This window comes from Enterococcus sp. AMC2644, from assembly GCF_058216475.1.
Window position 1 is genome coordinate 21,739 of record NZ_CM177095.1, and the last position, 18,914, is coordinate 40,652.

At 33.6% G+C, this 18,914-nt stretch carries 15 protein-coding genes and 2 pseudogenes; 3 read left to right on the plus strand and 14 right to left on the minus strand.

Going from position 1 to position 18,914, the window contains the following annotated elements:
• Positions 1 to 98: 98 nt before the first annotated feature.
• Positions 99 to 1,100, plus strand: coding sequence for an AraC family transcriptional regulator (locus AC4BC5_RS00090; protein ID WP_490496154.1), 1,002 nt, complete (start codon positions 99 to 101; stop codon positions 1,098 to 1,100).
• 46 nt (positions 1,101 to 1,146) lie between these two features.
• Here AC4BC5_RS00090 and AC4BC5_RS00095 read toward each other — a convergent pair whose 3' ends face one another.
• The 6 genes from AC4BC5_RS00095 to AC4BC5_RS00120 form a co-directional block, all read right to left on the minus strand.
• Positions 1,147 to 2,577, minus strand: coding sequence for a glycoside hydrolase family 1 protein (locus tag AC4BC5_RS00095; protein WP_490496155.1), 1,431 nt, complete (start codon positions 2,575 to 2,577; stop codon positions 1,147 to 1,149).
• Positions 2,561 to 3,862, minus strand: a complete 1,302-nt coding sequence (locus tag AC4BC5_RS00100) for a PTS sugar transporter subunit IIC (RefSeq protein WP_490496156.1) — start codon at positions 3,860 to 3,862, stop codon at positions 2,561 to 2,563. The genes AC4BC5_RS00095 and AC4BC5_RS00100 overlap by 17 nt, the downstream gene beginning before the upstream one ends.
• Positions 3,863 to 4,441: 579 nt before the next feature.
• Complete coding sequence (locus AC4BC5_RS00105; protein ID WP_490496157.1) at positions 4,442 to 4,759, minus strand: PTS sugar transporter subunit IIB; 318 nt, start codon at positions 4,757 to 4,759, stop codon at positions 4,442 to 4,444.
• 11 nt (positions 4,760 to 4,770) lie between these two features.
• On the minus strand, positions 4,771 to 5,091 hold the full coding sequence (locus AC4BC5_RS00110) for a PTS lactose/cellobiose transporter subunit IIA (protein ID WP_490496158.1): 321 nt from the start codon (positions 5,089 to 5,091) through the stop codon (positions 4,771 to 4,773).
• Between the two features lie 21 nt (positions 5,092 to 5,112).
• Positions 5,113 to 6,516 carry a glycoside hydrolase family 1 protein gene (locus AC4BC5_RS00115; RefSeq protein WP_490496159.1) on the minus strand — a complete coding sequence of 468 codons (1,404 nt, stop codon included), beginning with the start codon at positions 6,514 to 6,516 and terminating at the stop codon, positions 5,113 to 5,115.
• 4 nt (positions 6,517 to 6,520) lie between these two features.
• Positions 6,521 to 9,301: an alpha-L-rhamnosidase gene (locus AC4BC5_RS00120; protein ID WP_490496160.1), complete on the minus strand. Its 2,781-nt coding sequence runs from the start codon at positions 9,299 to 9,301 to the stop codon at positions 6,521 to 6,523.
• 38 nt (positions 9,302 to 9,339) lie between these two features.
• Between AC4BC5_RS00120 and AC4BC5_RS00125 the strand changes: the two genes are divergently transcribed.
• The gene (locus AC4BC5_RS00125) at positions 9,340 to 10,356 is read left to right on the plus strand and encodes an AraC family transcriptional regulator (protein WP_490496161.1); all 1,017 of its coding nucleotides are present in this window, start codon (positions 9,340 to 9,342) and stop codon (positions 10,354 to 10,356) included.
• A gap of 49 nt (positions 10,357 to 10,405) precedes the next feature.
• Here AC4BC5_RS00125 and AC4BC5_RS00130 read toward each other — a convergent pair whose 3' ends face one another.
• Positions 10,406 to 11,671 (minus strand): PTS sugar transporter subunit IIC, encoded by a 1,266-nt coding sequence (locus AC4BC5_RS00130; protein WP_490496162.1) that lies wholly within the window; start codon positions 11,669 to 11,671, stop codon positions 10,406 to 10,408.
• A gap of 290 nt (positions 11,672 to 11,961) precedes the next feature.
• Here AC4BC5_RS00130 and AC4BC5_RS00135 point away from each other — a divergent pair.
• Positions 11,962 to 12,959: pseudogene (locus AC4BC5_RS00135) on the plus strand (IS30 family transposase).
• Positions 12,960 to 13,062: 103 nt separating this feature from the next.
• Here the strand turns inward: AC4BC5_RS00135 and AC4BC5_RS00140 are convergent.
• The 7 genes and pseudogenes from AC4BC5_RS00140 to AC4BC5_RS00170 all read right to left on the minus strand — a co-directional run bounded on the left by AC4BC5_RS00140 (position 13,063) and on the right by AC4BC5_RS00170 (position 18,876).
• Positions 13,063 to 14,215, minus strand: a pseudogene (locus AC4BC5_RS00140) (IS3 family transposase).
• Between the two features lie 78 nt (positions 14,216 to 14,293).
• On the minus strand, positions 14,294 to 15,298 hold the full coding sequence (locus AC4BC5_RS00145) for an SIS domain-containing protein (RefSeq protein ID WP_490496163.1): 1,005 nt from the start codon (positions 15,296 to 15,298) through the stop codon (positions 14,294 to 14,296).
• Between the two features lie 11 nt (positions 15,299 to 15,309).
• Positions 15,310 to 16,359 (minus strand): SIS domain-containing protein, encoded by a 1,050-nt coding sequence (locus AC4BC5_RS00150; RefSeq protein ID WP_490496164.1) that lies wholly within the window; start codon positions 16,357 to 16,359, stop codon positions 15,310 to 15,312.
• 14 nt (positions 16,360 to 16,373) lie between these two features.
• A complete protein-coding gene (locus AC4BC5_RS00155) occupies positions 16,374 to 17,192 on the minus strand; it encodes a PTS system mannose/fructose/sorbose family transporter subunit IID (RefSeq protein ID WP_490496165.1) in 819 nt (272 codons plus the stop codon).
• Positions 17,176 to 17,955 (minus strand): PTS mannose/fructose/sorbose/N-acetylgalactosamine transporter subunit IIC, encoded by a 780-nt coding sequence (locus AC4BC5_RS00160; RefSeq protein ID WP_490496166.1) that lies wholly within the window; start codon positions 17,953 to 17,955, stop codon positions 17,176 to 17,178. The genes AC4BC5_RS00155 and AC4BC5_RS00160 overlap by 17 nt, the downstream gene beginning before the upstream one ends.
• Before the next feature lie 18 nt (positions 17,956 to 17,973).
• Positions 17,974 to 18,444, minus strand: coding sequence for a PTS sugar transporter subunit IIB (locus AC4BC5_RS00165; protein WP_490496167.1), 471 nt, complete (start codon positions 18,442 to 18,444; stop codon positions 17,974 to 17,976).
• Between the two features lie 12 nt (positions 18,445 to 18,456).
• Positions 18,457 to 18,876: a PTS sugar transporter subunit IIA gene (locus AC4BC5_RS00170; RefSeq protein ID WP_490497571.1), complete on the minus strand. Its 420-nt coding sequence runs from the start codon at positions 18,874 to 18,876 to the stop codon at positions 18,457 to 18,459.
• Positions 18,877 to 18,914 lie beyond the last annotated feature (38 nt).

The window sequence follows — 18,914 nt, forward strand, 5'->3', positions numbered from 1 at the left end:
TGATTGACTATTTTATTTATAAGTGACATACAAATATGATACTATTATAAAAAAGATGTATGGAATTGTATTATTTACAATAAAAAGGAGGAGTCTTTTTGAATTTAAATATTTTCGACATACTCAACAAATTAAAAGCACCCCGTGATTGGAATATATTGGTTCCTTCGATGAGTCCAAAAATTATAAGTCAGATAAATCAAGAACCTGTCTATGAATTTTTTTATACATTTGATAATTCTTTGGAAATTAGTCCCCATTCCATTGCTATTTCTGTTCAACCGGTTATTTCATATATTCCTTATCATATCCATAATTATGTAGAATTGATCATTCCTTTACAGGGAGATTGTACTGTACTCACTAAAAACGAATCGATTCATGTGAAACAAAATGATATTCTCATTGTCGGAAATCGAACAATTCACCGAGTAAAGACTATTCCCAAACAATCACTCGTTATGAATCTTACATTAAAAGATTCAGCTTTTTCACTTAACGATTTTGATTTCATGCGTAAAAATAAAAATATGCCTACTATCTCTACACTTTTATTTTCTCTACTTTCAAATGAAAATTTAGGCGATGAAACCTATAGTCTTTTTCAAACAAATCAGGAACAGAAAATCATAGAAAACGTTTTTTCAATTTTAGAAGAATACTATCAACCAGATGCGCAAAGCAATCAGATTATCCGCTTTGAAATTCTAACTCTTTTTACACGGTTAATTAGGGTAGCATCAAAAAATTCAGATATTGTAAAAACTCAAAAGAAAGACTCTAGTAACGTGTTGTCTTTACTTTTATATATTGAAAAAAATTATGCTACAATCACACTAGAACAAATGGCTACAGACTTCGGCTTTAATCCTAATTATCTTTCTTCCTATTTGAAGAAAAATACCGGCTACCCATTCATCAAACTGGTTCAAATCCAACGTGTGAATGTAGCAGCCGATTACCTTAGCTATACAAATGCTCCCATTGAACAAATTTCTTTAAAAGTAGGATATGAAAACCCATCCTATTTTTACAAAGTTTTTCGCAGGCAACTAGGCATTTCTCCAAATGAATATCGCGAGCGCAATCGTGATGCTTAAAAAGTGTTTTAATGGATAATCTTTTACACTAATTATGTTTCATCTTTTACTTTCTTTCAGAAAAAGTACTCATTCCGGTAATATTTTGTGCATTTGTTGCAATAACTTGTTGATAGAAAAAATAACTATCCTTTTTATAGCGCTTCAGATCAATTTCAGAATAATTGTCACGGTTGACAAAAACCAAGCCATACCGTTTATCCATTCCATCATTCACACTTAGCAAATCAATGAATGACCACGGATTGAAACTAATAACGTTTATACCATCTTTTATTGCTTCACGTAATTGGTAAATATGGTCATTTAGAAAAGCCACTCTTGTTGTATCATGAATATGACCATCCTCTGTTAGTTCTTCATGAGCCGACCATCCACATTCGGTAATCATGAGTGGTACACCTGGATAACGATCATGCACAACCTGCAAAGCATAACGTAACCCTACTGGATCAAAAGAAAAATCCCAATCAGTTTGGTGTAAAGCTGGATCTTTGAAGCGTTCGATTCCCCCCATAACTCCTTTAAGCATTTTAGAGTCTGCATCCGGTTTTTGTCGAAAAATACTTGTACAATACCAATTCAAGCCTAAGAAATCTGCCCTTCCTTTCGCAAAAGCTACTTCATCTTCAGGTTCGATTGGTAAAACAATTCCTTCTTCTGCTATTCTTCGCAAATAGTAGGTCGGAAATTCTCCTCGTATCGCTACATCCATGTTGATGAATCCAACTGTATCTTCGAGTGATTTTGATAAAAGAGCATCCGCCGAAGTATGATTATAGGGTAAATTCGTCATATAGGAAACAGCTGGACCAATAAAAGCACCTGGCAACATCTCATGACACAATTGAAAAGTCTGCGCTTGCGCTAAAAACATATGATAATTCGCTGATTCTCCAAGTTGTCGTAATTCTTTCATATTTTCAGCATGTAATCCAATCATACTTGGAACATTAGCTAATAAAGAATGCTCATTAATGGTAATCCAATAGCGAACTTTAGAACCAAACTCTTCAAAAAGAACTTTTGCATATTTCACATAATCAGCCACACAACGTCGATCAGCCCAACCATTGTATTCCTCCACTAACCCTTGAGGTAAATCGAAGTGAAAGATTGTCACGATTGGCTCAATGTCATTTTCTATTAACAGATTAATCAATTTATGATAGAAAGCTAAACCATTTATATTCGGGGTTTCTTCTGTCCCCCTTGGAAAAATTCGTGTCCAACTTATGGAGAAACGATAGGATTTTAGACCTAGTTCCTTCATCAAGAGAACATCCTCTTCTACACGATGGTAGTGATCTACACTAACTGATGTATCTAAATACTTACTTTTTCTAGAGCGCAAATCAGCAACGCTCTCACCTTTACCACCTTCAGAAGTAGCTCCCTCTACTTGAAAAGCAGAGGTACTGGCACCCCATAAAAAATCTTCTGGAAAATCTGATAATAGTTTAGTTACTAGACTCAATTTTTGCTTCCTCCTCTACTGCTTGGTTGTCTAAAACTTTGAAAAATGGATAATACAATACAGCTAACAAGAAGAAATTAATAATCCAAATAATTGGGCCTTGCCAGCCAACAGTAAATACACTTTGAATGACTTTGGGTAATGTCCAAGGCATTCCCAGACCAATCATTGGATTGTAATTAGTAATAAATCCAATTTTTACAGCTAAAAATGCAATTCCTCCAGAAACCAGACTTGATAGCGCAAAAGGAAGGAACATTAATGGATTCAAAACAATCGGCATTCCGAAAATAACCGGCTCATTGATATTGAATAAATTAGGGATTAATGAAATTTTGAAAAATTCTTTATAACGTTTGGATTTACCAAAAATAAGACCGACAAATAGTAGACTTAATGTTCCACCTGCAGCATCATTATTTACAAATCCAAAAACTGCCAAATTAGCTAAGTCAGGAATTCTTTCTCCAGCTTGAAATGCTGGTGCATTTCCAACCATCATAGATATGATAATTGGCATAATTGCTGCTTGAACAGCAGCTGGATGTATTCCAAATAAAAAAAGAATGTTAGACAAGACAAAGATAAGTAAAATGGCCGGTACAGAGCCACCAATATTCATTAATGGTTGAGCAATAATTTGATTGATAAAACCAAAAATAGTTTCGTAACTAGTATAATCAAAAATTGCACGGAGAATAAATACACCAAAAAATATTAGAATTCCTATCAAAAGAGGTTCTAAGGAAGAACTCACCATCGTGGGAACAGTTTCAGGCAACTTAATTTTTAAGCGTTCAATTTGACTTAATTTTGCATATAGAATGGCCACAACTACAGAAACAATAATGGCTACAATAATTCCTTCGCTACCTAAATAAATCATTGAAAAAGCATTGACTGCATTGTCACCTTCACCTACACTTTGAGGTGCTAACATGAAAAAACTAGCTAAACTAATAAGTCCTGAAACTGTCGGGTTTACTGAACTTCGTTGCGCATAAGCATACGCAATGCAAAAAGCAATAAAAACAGCTAAAATACTGGTTGAACCATTAACAATGGCATTCATTGAAGCAGAAATACCTATTGATTGAAACCATTCGTTGACTGCTTTAATCGGAAAATTAGCTAAAATAGAAAAAAATGAAGCGCCAATTGTCACTGGCAATGTCATAATCATTCCGGCAGAAATACTCTGCATCACTTTATTTTGACCTAATTTATTTGAGAATGGAACCAATGTTTTTTCCAATAATTGCTGGAATTTGTCTAAAAATTTCATATTGTTTTATTCCTTTCAAAACTTTTATTAGAATCTGACCGCGCTTTCAAATATCTATCGTTAGTATACATAACCAACAAGCGTTTCTCCATAGCCAAAATTCATGTAAATTGTGTTCATTTCACAGATGCCAACAAACTGTTAAAAATCATTTAAACCACTGATATAACAGCAATTACATTAATAATATTTTCTATTATAGTTCTTTATCGTTGATATATTTACTCTTGTTTATGAGCTATATTTTATTTAAAGTTATGCCCATTCAACTCTCAATCTAATTCGGCTTCCATATAGTATCCTTTCCCTTTTCAAAAGCGTTGATGGTAATTGTTGGTTCATTTGTATAAAATTCAGAAGTATAAGCTGCATTGACTTTTTCAGATACTGAAACTAAAATATCCGTTCACTTACTTCCAGTAAATAATTTTCTTGGTAGCATTTTGGTTCTTAATGCCTATTTTTATCGTTACAGTTAACTTCCTAATCATCATGTAAAAAAGCCTGTCTGATATTAAAAATCAAACAGGCTTAAATATTTGCTAGAATTATAGTTTTCAAAAGAATCCTACTCTAATTCTATGGTATCAATTCCAATGCTACTTTCAAAACATTTTCCCCATTCATCATGCCATAATCAGACATATTAATAATCGCACAGGGGATTTTTTTAGGTGCTAATTTTTCCTTAAATTGCTTCTCCATAAAGCGAACTTGAGGGCCTAACAAGACAACGTCAATTGCTTTACTCTCCAAATTTTGATCTGCTTCTGAAGCAGATGTTGCAAAAATCTCAGTATCAACATTTTTGGCTTTGGCCGCTTGCTCCATTTTTGTGACCAACATGCTTGTACTCATACCTGCTGAACAAACCAACATAATTACTTTTTTTTCCATAATATTTCCTCCTAAAATTCTTTGCTAATTTTCCGATAAATATCAATAACTTCTTTGGCTAAATCAGTAAAGGCAATTGCTGTCATCAAATGATCCTGACTATGAACTGCTAATAAAGTGACCGTCATATGATTTCCTTGTGCTTCTTGAGTTAGTAGACCTGTTTGTGAATGATGGGCTAAAACCAAGCTATCATTGGCTGATTTGATTTTTTCGTCGGCTAATTCAAAATTTCCTTCCTTAGCGGCTGCAATTGCTTCCATTGCATCACTTTTGGCATTGCCACTATTCATAATTAAACCCATTATCGATTCTAAATTTTTTTCGTCCATTTCTGATTCTCCTCTTATTTTTTAGTTGAACAGTTTATCATTTGAAGCTAAATATTCTTTGTACCAATAATAGGACTTTTTTGGGATACGTTTAAACGATCCCTTGCCTTCATCGTCTAAATCCACATACACAAATCCATATCTTTTTGACATTTGCCCGGTTGAAGCACTGTTGATATCGAGACCACTCCAATTTAAGTAACCTAATAAATCAACGCCATCTTCCTCTACAGCCAATTCAACTTGTTGCAAATGAGCTTTTAAAAAATCAATTCGATAACTATCATCAATCTGACCCTCGATTACAACATCTTTTGCTCCTAAACCATTTTCTACAATCATCAATGGTTTTTGATATCGGTCATACAATGTGTTCATTGTAATTCTTAAGCCAACTGGATCAATTTGCCAACCCCAATCAGTCTCTGAAAGATAGGGATTTTTTAGTGTTGCAAATACATTTCCCGATTGATTGCTTTCTTGATTTTTATCACTGGAACACATTCTAGAGTTGTAGTAGCTGAATGAGATGAAATCAATTGTATTTTCCTTCAACAATTTGATATCTTCCTCAGATATTTCAAATTCAACTTCTTTTGACTCTAATTGTTTTAAATAATAGCTTGGATACATTCCTCTACTTTGAACATCTAAAAAGATCAAATTTTCCTGATCCTTTTTAATTGAAAGTAGCACATCTTCGGGATTCGAAGTAGCAGGATAAGTATTTCCTGCTGCTACCATTCCTCCAATTTGAATTGCTGGATTAATTTCTTTAGCTATCTTTTTAGTCATAGCATTTGCCGTGAGCAAATGGTGGATTGCTTGGACAACATGGTCATTGCTATGATTTTGTAATCCTGCTCCGACATAAGGTAAATGACTGGCCATATTAATTTCATTGCATGGAATCCAGTACTTTACTTGTTTTCCATAACGAGTTAACAAGACTTTTGCATATTTTATAAAGGCGTCTTTCGTTACTACATTGGACCAACCATTATATTCTTTTGAAAGGTAATAAGGCGTATCAAAGTGATTCATTGTAATAATAGGTGTAATTTGATATTTTTCTAATTCTTGAAATACCGAATCATAAAATAACAACCCTTGTTCATTTGCTTCTTCCTCAATTCCGTTTGGAAAAATTCTTGGCCAACTAATCGAAAGACGTAAAGCATTAATTCCCATTTCACTGAGCAATTTGATATCTTCTTTATAAAATTCATAGAATTTTATCCCGTGATGACTAGGATAAAATGTATGAGTTGTCTCCGCATTGTTTTCTGGATTACTCATTACTTTAAATCGTTCTTTACCAGCTGGTAATCTATCCACGATACTTTCGCCCTTACCATCTGAAAGGAATGCTCCTTCGGACTGATTCGCAGCCAAAGCAGTTCCCCATAAAAATTTTTTCTTCATGACTCTACCCTCTCATCCGATTTAGTTTATCAATAAAATGCAACATATCTTTTTCTTCAATGACATGAATCGCTACTAGTTCTTTTAACGAATGCTGTTTATATCTTCTTTTCGAACTATCAGATAGTAGTTTATGGCTCTTAAAATGTTGGTGTAAATAACTTGAAGTCAATGGGTCCTCTAACAAATGTACTAGTAAAACTTCGCGATCAAAAGGTCGTACTAAATTTTCAGTAGATGGATAATGGAAACTATATTTTCCGTTCACTAATTTTAATTGTTTTTTCTCTCTATCATATTCAGCTATTTGTTGAAGATTTTGCTCAGAAATATACGGTAATTGAACAATCGCTTCCGTATTAAAAGGAATTTCCATGTTCATCGTAATATTATTTTGATCATCTAGTTGCCAATGGACAAACACTTTACCATTTGCTGTCTCAAAAGATCCTTTTGCCTCACTCAAACTCCAATGAATTTCTGGGGCAATAATGATTTCATGAAAACCCGCACTAGCTGAGCGAATTCCTAAAACATATTCATATAACCATTGTCCTATCGCTCCATAGGCATAGTGATTCAAGGAGTTCATTCCTTGTGGATTCATCGTACCGTCAGGCAGCACGGAATTCCATCTTTCCCAAATAGTAGTAGCTCCAAGGTTAATTGCATAGAGCCAACTAGGGTAATCCTCGTTTAATAATAAAGTGTAGGCAATATCATTTAAACCTGAATCACTTAAAACTAAATTTAAAAACGGTGTTCCTACAAAACCTGTTTTCAGGTGATAGTTATCTTTTGCTAGTCTTATTCTCAATTTTTCAATCATAGCTAGTCGTGCATTTTCAGGAATTAAATCAAAATATAATGTTAAGACATAACCGGTTTGTGTATCCATCGCTAGTCGACCATTTTTAGTTAAATATTCATTTTGAATTGCTTTTTGTAATTCTTCACTTCTCTCTTTGTATACAGAACTGTCTTCTCCTATAATTCTAGACACTTCTTTCATAATTCTTAAAGAATACAGAATAAAAACATTTGCAACAAATTGCTCTTCGGTTCCTCCAAAAGGCGACAATAGACTTTCACCATCTAAAGCTAACCAGTCGCCAAACTGGAAGTCATTTACCCATAAGCCTTTATAAAATTCACGAGAATATACGTAGTCGATCCACGCTTTCATACTATTAAATTGTGATTTAAGAATACGGATATCTCCAGTGACTTGATAGACATTCCATGGAATAATTGTTGCTGCATCGCCCCAAACTCCGGCAGCTACACTTCCTTTATTCATATCTGATGGGACATCTGGAATAGTCATTGTTGGGGCGCCTTGATGATTGATTTGTTCTGAATACATATCTCGTCCGTATTTTGCAAAAAAAGCTGCTGTATGATAGTTATACATGGCTGTTTTAGAAAAAATTTGCGCATCCCCTGTCCATCCCATTCGTTCATCACGTTGTGGACAATCCATTGGTACCTCTAGAAAGTTTCCTTTTTGTGACCAAATAATATTTTCATATAATCGATTCAATTTTTCATTACTTGTTTCAAAGGTACCTGTTCGCTTCATTTCAGAATAAATTACTTGCCCAATTACTCTTTTTGTATCAAATTCAATGTTTTCTGGCCAACCGCTAACTTTCACATAGCGAAAACCAAAAAAGCTAAAGTGCGGATGTACCCACTTTTCTTCGCCATTCGATACATAATCAAATGCTGCCCGTGCTTCACGGAGATTTTCACGGTAAAATTGACCATTTACTAATGTTTCAGCAAATTCAAATTTTATCTTTGCCCCTTTTGGTAATGTATTAAAGAATTTAATCCAACCTACCATATTTTGTCCCATATCAAGAACCATCTCTGGATTATAACTAACTGATTGGACCGGTAATTCTTCCATAATTTTTACTGGAGGACTCATTCTTTCTCGTAATTTACTTGTTGGCCCATTCACAACTTCTACATCTGAAAGAAAACGATTGTCAATAGTATCATCAATATCCTCACCATAATAAATTGAATTCTCTTGAATAGTTGATTCAGTTGACTTCCAACTTGAATCAGTGGTAAATACCTCTTCACTCCCATCCTTATAGACGATTCTTAATTCAGCGGTTAATAAAAATTGATTGCCGTAAATATTCTCTGATCCACCATGAAAACCAAAATTACCTAAGTACCAACCTTTACCAAGAATAACTTCGATCAAATTGTCCTTTTTCAAATAATTAGTCACGTCATAACTTTGGTATTGAATCCATTCATGATAATTATTGTATCCCGGAGTAAACAGTTCTTCACTAATTTTTTCATTGTTTAAATACGCCTCGTATAAACCCAATCCCACAATATATAGTCGGGCCGTTTTAATTTCTTTTTTCGTTTGAAAGCTAGCGAACAATTTGGGCGCGCTATAATTTTTATTTTTCGGTGAAATCCACTGACTCTGCCATTTTTCATTTAATTTACCTGTTTCAAACCAACTGGTACTACTCGATGACACTCCTAAATCATTCCAAACCGATATTCTCCAATAATACCGAGTTCTTGAAGCAAATTTCTGCTCAACATAAAATAATGGGATTTTGGTTTCTTTATTATTGTTAGTGTATAATATATCTGTAAAGTCGCTATCACTAGCAATGTCTAGCTGATGCGCTACAGCTTTACTTCCTTTATCATCATTTACCTTATATGAAAAACTTGAGCTAGAAAAATCATAACCAATTGGTGTTTCTAAATAATTAACTGTCAAATCAAAAATTTTCATAATTTTTACCTCTTTCAGAAAAAACTGGAGTTGATAGAATGAATAAAAACGAATTACAAAATTTGCTAAATGAACTCACTACAAAAGAAATTGAATATCAGAATCATCCTGAAAACAGAGACTCTTTTTTTAAAACAATATCCTTGGAGGAAACTCCAATATTTGATTTAACAAATTCTCTTCATCAAAATAAGTTTTTTCAAAATGACCCACAACGATCCTTTTTTACTTATAATGATATCGAGTTTGTGCAACATACGCGTTTCACAGAACCTCCTCTGCACAAACATAGTCATATAGAATTGACCTATGTATATCAAGGCTCTTGTAAACAAATTTTTGAAGAAAAAACAATTTCACTCACTCAGGGTGACTTATGTCTTCTTGATTCTAATGTTGTTCATACGATTGGTGAAGTTTTTGAAAATGATATTGTTATAAACATTATAATGAAAAAATCTTTTTTCAATGATGCTTTTTTAAATCGTCTCTCAAAATTTAGTTTTATCCCTGAGTTTATTTTACAAGCAATTTCCGAAGATAACACAAATGAGAAATTTATGATTTTTCATCCCAACAATCAATTTCATATCAATGAAATTGTAGAGAATATGCTAATCGAATACATGAAGAATGATTTCTATTCAGAAGAAACCATTAAATCTTATTTGATCATATTTTTCGCTGAATTAATTCGTAATCATGAATTAATTGAACAAAGAAATATATCTGAACCTGCAACAGTTCTCTCTATATTAAAGTATATAGAAGAAAACTATTTAGATATAGATTTAAATCAACTCTCAAATGTGTTTAACTATCACCCAAATTACATTGCTCGTCTCCTAAAAACTCATACCAATCGAACATTTAAGGAGCTAGTGATTAATCATAAGATCAATAAAGCTGTTTTCTTATTAAAAAATACTGACCTCTCAGTTGAAGAAGTTGCAGCAACTGTTGGTTACCATAATCAAACTTTTTTTTATAAAAAATTTAAAGAATATATGGGTTGCACTCCCTATTATTTCCGCAAACATCGTACAGCGGATTAAATTGATAAAAGATAGAAAGGCTAATTAAATCAACCTTCTATCTTCATTTTTATCTCTCTTCTTTAAGAGCTCTGCTATCGAGGATTTTAAAGAATGGGTAATAAATAGCTACTGATAAAAGAATCGTAAAAATTTGGAAAAGTGTTAAACGCCAACCGCCATTCAAAAAGGCATTTAGAATAATCGGCATTCCCATAGCTCCAGCTCCATTAGAAACAGGTAAGATCCCTGCAACAGTTAGGAAATAACCAAGCAAGACATTGATTACCGGAGTAAAAATAAATGGGATAGCTAGCGTTGCATTTAATACCATTGGAAAACCAAATACAACTGGTTCATTAATGTTAAAAAGTGACGGAATAAAAGCAATTTTTCCGAAAGATTTATATTGTTGACTCTTTGCAAAGAATACGGCTAGAATAATTAACCCAATCGTAGCCCCACTCCCTCCTGGAGAAGAGACTGTATTAATCCAGCTATAGGTAATAATATTTGGTGCTAGCTCACCTGCAGAAAGAGCTGCGATGTTTGCTGCATCCGCACCAATCCAGATTGGCATCACAACACTGATCACAGCAATTCCATGAATACCGAAAAACCAGCAAAGTCCTGATAACATATAAATAAGTGCCGATGCCCAAACACTAACTCCGATATTACTCAACGGAACTTGAATAATTGAATAAATCGCATCATGTAGATCCCCATAAGGTGTTAATGAGAACAAGAAGGCAAGTAAACCAAATAATACAATAAGAATAAATCCTGGAACAATTGCTGCAAATGATTTTGATACAAATGGCGGCACACTATCGGGTAATTTAATCGTTAAATTATTTTTTACAATCCAATGATAAATCATCGTTGTAAAAATAGAAACAATCATTGCTGCGAATAACCCTTTTGCTCCTAACCAACTGAGTGGTAAATTAGTTACTGCTGCAAAACCTTCACCAGTAATTTCCATCGGTGTTACAACGAAAAAATTCATTAATGCCAGTAAAGCACAAACAAATCCATCGATTTTTAACATTTTGGCATAAGTATAACTAATTGCTGCTACCACATAAACTGCTAACATATTTGTTGTAACATTAACAATTGAAGTTAAACTAGTTCCTAAATAAGTAGTACTAATAAACTCTTGATAAGCAGTAATCGGGAAATTTTGAAAAATTGATGCAATCGCTCCAATCATAATTATCGGCATACATACCATTAACCCTTTTGATATCGATTGAATAATACGATTGTTACTTAACCAAGATGCAACTGGTGCAATAAACTTTTCCAATTTAGTAATAAAAGTATCCATTTATTTTCCTCCTAAAAAGTATATAATAGCGCTACCACTACTGTATATTAACACCTATCTACACTATAGATAATATCTACTTTTAACGATAAAACTAACCAAATCAAATATAAATACAAAAAGTTTTATAGTATTTAGTGTTGATAGAAAACTTTCTGATTTTCTACCAACACTTTTTTACTAGCTTGAATATACATTTTAAGTGCAACACCTAAAAGATAAAAAAGGACTCATAGTAAACTTCCAGTTAGAATAGGTTTGTCGAGAACACTATTGAGAGGAAGATTACTATGAATCACTATAACTATCTTACAATATTTGAACGAGAAAAAATATACTTATTGTCTAATCAAGGATTCTCCATGCGAAAATTGCACAGATTATCCATCGTAGTCCTTCAACTGTTTCTAGAGAATTAAAACGAAACACACGAAAACAGTGTTACTCACCATCTACAGCACAAAGCTTTTACTCTTTAAGAAAACAAAAATGTGGACGGAAATCACTCTTATCAAACCCTACAATTTGGGCATTGGTTCGAAAACTATTTGTTGAACAACAATGGTCGCCAGAAGAGATTTCTTTTCGTATAAAGAGGGAAAAGAAAGATTTTTCAATTAGTTATTCGACCATTTATCGAGGAATTTATCATGGGCTTTTAGAAACAACACCTTTAAAAGAGGGGAATCGAGGACTTGTTCGCTCTTTACGACATCGTGGGAAAACACGTCATACAAAAGAACACATAGAAAAGAGAGGGAAAATACGGATTACGCATACGATTCATGAGCGTTCTCAAAAAGCAAAGGATCGTTCTGAAATCGGACATTGGGAAGCGGATACAGTCGCTGGGAAAACAGGACGTGCCTGTTTGGTCACGTTGACAGATCGGAAAACAAGATTCTTATTAAGTGGTAAAATTGAAAAGAAGTTATCAGAACTAGTTAAGAATAAAATAATCGCATTATTTTCTACTATTCCTAAAAACTATCTTAAGTCTATTACTCCGGATCGTGGAAAAGAATTTTCAAAACATCCAGAGATTACAAATGAACTTCATCAAATCCCATTTTATTTTCCTGATCCTCACGCCCCTTGGCAAAGAGGAACAAACGAAAATACAAATGGTTTATTACGAGAATACTTCCCAAAATTTCAAGAAATAGATTCTATCCCTAATGAAGTCATTCAGGGCTATATTGAGAGGTTAAATCTACGACCAAGAAAATGTTTAAACTGGAAAACACCGTATGAAGCTTTTTATAATGTTTCGTTGCACTTAATTTGATAATTCAAGGTGTAAAAAATATATAGGATATTATTTATCAAAAAAGACCTGTGTATGGTGATACCCAAAAGTTAGACTGGAGTTGTCAAGAAAAACTGGACACTTAGTTAAGAGAATAAGTGGAATTTTTTTCAAAGTCTTTAGGAGATTGATAGCCAAGGGCAGAATATATACGTTTTGTGTTATAGTAAGTTTCAATATATTTAAATAGTTCTATTTGATCCTAATCGATATCTCTGAATTGAGCGTCATTAATCAGCTCTCTTTTATTGTTTTATAAAAAGATTCTATTAAGACATTATCGTAAGGATTTCCTTTTCGACTCCTACTAGAAATTTCCGCTTTTTTCTTAGTTCTGCTTGGAATTTCGTACTTGTATATCGCTTGATCTGTGTGAACAATTAATCCTGGCTCAGGATGCTCTTTTCCAAATGCTTGAAGGAACGAGTCTACAACTAATTAATCTTTCATTCTAGGTAACATATACCAACCAAGAATTTTTCTCTTGCAGACATCAATGAAGAAAAACAAATAAAGTGCGCCTTTTCTCAGAGAAGTGGATGTAGTATCTCCTAGCCAAATTTTATTTTTTTCTGGCGCTTGAAACATTTGGTTAATAAGATTGGGGCGAGTAAGAGAAAGCGCTATTCGGTTATAATACTTATATCTATAGGTACTTTCCTTGGCATATAGTCCGAGTTGATGGAGTAGCTTTCCGATAGGTTTTCGATTAACGATAATTCCTTTTTTATTTAATACTTGAGTTATTCGAATTGCCCCGTATCTTCCATGGTATTCTTGAGCAATAGTAACGATTCCTTCTTTTAAAATTTCTTTCTCTTTTTTTCTTTTGGATGGTTTTCTTTTAAGAAACTCATAAAAACCAGCTTTTGAAACATTCAATGTCTGGCAAGCTCTTCGAATATTCGACTCATTTTTATGCTCTTTTAAGAACTGAAATCGGATATCTTGTTTGATTTCAAGAACAATTGGAACCTTTTTAAAAATTGTATCTCCTCTCTTAGGTAACGATTTTCTTGTTCTAATTTCTTTATTTCACAATGGACGTCAAAAAGTGCGCTCTCTTTTCCGAGTAACGCACTTTCTCCATATTTTTCAACTTCTTGAATCCATCAATACAAGCTATTAGCGTGAACTTCTAACTGTAGACTAACCTCTTTTACAGAAAATCCTTCTTCCATCACTAGCTTTACAGCGGCAATTTTAAATGCTTTATCAAATGAACGTCTGGACATCATCTAGATTCTCGCTTTCCTTTATCTTTTTGTCTAGCTTTTGGTAGTCAATTCAGTCTAAGAAGAAATTTTCTATTTTTAATAATCAAATTGACGATAGTATCGACGAATGTCTAATGGATGACAATTTAATTTTTCAACATACGCATCAATCCTTTGAGTTACACAATGCATTAATAAGTGAGATAAGATTCTACCACGATATTTTTCACTAATGCCTTCTACTGGATAATCTTTCGTATCAATCAATGTGTAGTTTGCACAAATACGTGGTAACAAAGCAGCTACACGCTCACTTAGTGGACGTTGCTCATCTTCTCCTAAAAAGACTGTAACCGGTGTAGTTTCATCAATAATTTCTAAGGTACCGTGTAAAAATTCTGCAGCATGAATAGATTTTGAACGTAACCAGCTTTGTTCTTCCCAATAACACATAGCATAAGAGTAAACTGCTCCCCATTGGTTTCCTGCACCGATAAAGTAATGCATCGCATCGTGACGATGCTTTTCAGCAAATTCTTTTCCAAATGCCTCAGCTTTTTTTTCTGCTTCAACTAACCCTACAGCAAGATGTTTATCTAATTCGCTATAATATTCTTCATAATCTTCAAAATCACCATTTAATTGCATCAAACGGTCTGCTATCATAAAAAATTTTAATTGTTCTGTTCCTGGTGCTGGATACGTAATTACATAATCAGATAGATTTGCTAAAGGTGTTGCTTCTGTATCAATAAAACCAATAACCGTTGCCCCTACTTTCTTTATTTCTTCTAATGCTCTCACTACTTCTTGAGTTGTTCCAGTTACAGAAGAAACAATTACAACAGAATCTTTTGTTAATCGACGATTTCCTGTTGTATAATACTCAGCCGCATGTTGAACAAATGCTGGTAAATTACTTTTACCATTCAAATAAGTAACAGCTTGCATAGCAGAAGCGTATGTCCCACCAATACCTAAATAATAAATATTATCGAAACCTTTTTTAAAAGTTTCATCTACAATTTTTTCTACTTGTGAACGTAATTCTAAAGCTCCTTGAATATTATTAATTTGTGTTTTTTCATCAAATTTTAACATGTTATCCACTCCTATACTTTACTTTTTAATACTTGATCAAAATCATCAAAAATACGTTTACTTAAATCAATTCCTTTAACTCTTGCCGTTTGATAAGCAAAAACTTGGAAAGGAATGACTAAAATCAAAGGTGTTAAATTTTCATCAATTGCAATGTTTAACGAAAGTGCTTGCTCATTCTCCACTTCTTCAGTAGTAATCGTCATCGTATGCCCCACATACTGAGACATATATTCTCTTAATTTTGTAGAACGTCGGGCGTTAACACTATTATTCTCTACAAGAAATAGAAGATGTTCTGCATCAGCCTCTAAATAAGGTCCATGCATATATGCTTCTAATTCAAATCCACTGGATGGTTTACGAACGGTTTCTGTAAATTTTGTTTCAAACTCTTTGACTGTTCCCCAGTTTGCACCATATCCTATACCAATAAAGCGAGTGGCCAAACGGAAAATTGATTCATTTTTTTCAAAAAATTCCTGACTTTTTTCAATTACAGTTGGAATATGTTCAACTAAATGTTGCAGTTGTATTATATATTCGTTCACTTCGGTTTCACTCAACTTGTCTTTACTAGCACCAATTGTCAGTCCTAATAACATCAGCTGTAATACAGTTGCAACATAGCCTTTAGTTACAAATCCTACTTTTTCAATGCCAATATCTAAATCAATTACATAATCAGAAAGTTTTGCAATCGGGCTATTGGTATCACTAGTTAAGATAATTTGAATGTCTCCTTTTTTTTGAAATTTTTGCAATGCGTCAATTGTAGAAGCGCTTTTGCCACTTTGCGACACAGCAATAATTCCGTCCACTGCTGCGGGTAATTTTCCATAATGTTGAAAATGATATGGTTCTTCAATAGTTACGGTAGTTCCACTAACTTTTTCGAAGAATACCTTTGCTGCGAGACAGGCATTGTATGAAGAACCTGTCGCAAGAATCAATATCTGTTTTGGTTTGGCTAGCTTTTCATTTTTTTGATATCGATACTTTGCGATAATTGATGAAAGTGTTTCTTGTTCTTCTTGAATATAATCCAGCATTGTAACCATTTATATCTAACCTCCTAAAAGATACCAATTAATGAACCTAAAATCCCTACTACTGCTAAAATCAGCAGAACTGCCAACGGTTTAATTTCTTTTTTCAACAGATAGAATACTGCACCGAAGACTCCTAGATTCAAGATGTGGGGAACAATGTCATCAAAAATACTTTGAACCGTTACAGCATTCTCTCCCTCGCCAATTTTCAATGGGATAGTAATATCAATCATCGTAGCAGTCATTCCCCCTACTACCATTAATCCAATAATTGAGGCACCTAAAGTAAGGCTTGTCATTAAACCATTTTCTTGAATTTTTTTCAAGAAACCTGTTCCTAATTTATATCCCCAACCTGTTGCAAAATAACGGAAAAGTACGTGAGGAATATTGAAAATCAACAAGAATAAAATGGGGCCTAAAATATTTCCTTGTAAAGCTAAAGAAGTGCCTACTCCTGTAGCAATCAATCGTAATGTTCCCCAAAAGAAAGAATCACCGATACCAGCTAAAGGACCCATTAAAGATGTTTTAATACTATCGATTGCACTAACATCGAAGGATTCATCTTCTACATTCTCTTGTTCCATAGCTGCATTGATACCTAAAATTAAAGTAACTATATGTGGAGTAGTATTAAAAAACTCTAAATGACGTTTTAAAGCATTCGCCATGTCTTCTTTTTTCGTATAAAGCTTTTTCAAAATCGGGATCATCGCATAAACATAAGCTAAACTCATTTGACGTTCATAATTCCAAGAAAACTCCATTTGAAATGAGCGCCAAAATACTTTATTTAAATCTTTCTTCGTAATTTCATTTGATTTAGAAGTCTTCGTCATCGTCTATTACCTCCCCTGTACTTGTTTGTACTGCACTACGAATATTCATAATATTTACTATAATCACTGCTAAAATTGCCCCAAAAATCGCAACCCCAGTTACAGGGATAGATAGATACGCCGCTAAAGCAAAACCTAAGAAAAAATAGGGTGCGACTTGCTTATTAATCAACAAACGAGCTAACATAGCAAAACCAAGTGCTGGAATTAAACCTGTTGCTACAGACAAACCATGTTGAATAAATCCAGGAATCATTTCTAATAAATTACTAACTGTTTTACTTCCAACTAAAAATGACAATGTAACAACTAACGCCAACATCAGTGATAAACCAAAGCCAGCAAACAAGTGCATACGTTCTACACCTTTGTAATCTGCTTTTTCAGCGTAGGCATCGGCTTTATGATTCATCATTGGAATCAATAATCCTAGGTAAACATTCTTCAAAATCAGTGTCAATGTTGCAATCGGTAGGCCAAGAAGTAAAGCAGTTTCAGTGCCAGCACCCGCTGTAATTGCAAAAGCTGTACCAAGAATTCCGCCTGTCACAACATCTGGTGGAATCGATGCACCTACAGAAAATGAACCAATAAATGCGAGCTCTAATGTTGCACCCATGATAACCCCAGTTTTTATATCTCCTAATACAATTCCTGTAAACAGCCCTGTTACAATGGGCCGTGATAATAATGACGTTCCCAATGCATATTCCGATTGAGCAATAAATGCCACAACGCCTAATAAAATTGCTTGAACAACCATTTTTTCACTTCCTTTTCTTTATAGCACTTCAGTTACAGCTACTTTTTTATCATTTGGTACTTGTCTGATTTCGACTTCAATCCCCTTTTCTACTAGTTCTTTTAATAATGTTTCTTCTTCTGATAAAATGTTTACGGCTTTTCCAATATTTCGAGCACCTTCTTTTGCTTTTATTCCTCCTAGATTAATTTGTTTAATTTCAGGGTAAGAGGTTGCTAACTTATAAGCATCTTCAATCGATTCTACGACGATAAATAACTTATATTTATCAGTTACACCACTTTTTAGAGAATTGATAGCATCTTCAATATTTTTAATAACTAATTTTACCCCTTGAGGTTTAGCTAATTTGATTGTTGTTTTGCGAATTTCATTGTTAGGTACGTCATCATTTGCTATCAAAATACAATCTGCACCTATATTTTGTGTCCATGAAAAAGCAACTTGACCATGTAACAATCGATGATCAACACGTGTTAATAAAATCATAATTTTTTCCTCCTAAAATTCTTCTTCTTCGACTTCTTGGTTGATGGTATCATTACAAAACTGAATAGATTCTTTAGCACTTATTAATGCTTGTTTGATAGCAGTATCTGTTGATTCAATAAGATTGATTTTCGTCACTAATTCAATTAGAAACGGTAAATTTAATCCAGCGACTACATAAAAATCTGATCTCTTGATATAACGTAGAAACTCATTATTAACACTTCCGCCAAACACATCTGTAATTACAATTAACTCCTGGGCTGGATAGTCTGAAATTATTCGATCGACAGCTTGGCTTAAGTTAAAAGATTCAGTTATGTAACAATCCATCGCAATAATCCCTTCTTGTTTTCCACAAATCAATTCTAATGATGTCAAGATTCCTGATGCAAATTTGCCATGGGATGCTAAAATAATTTTTCTAGTCATTTCGTTCACCTCGCTTACACTTAAATAAAAGCAAGTTG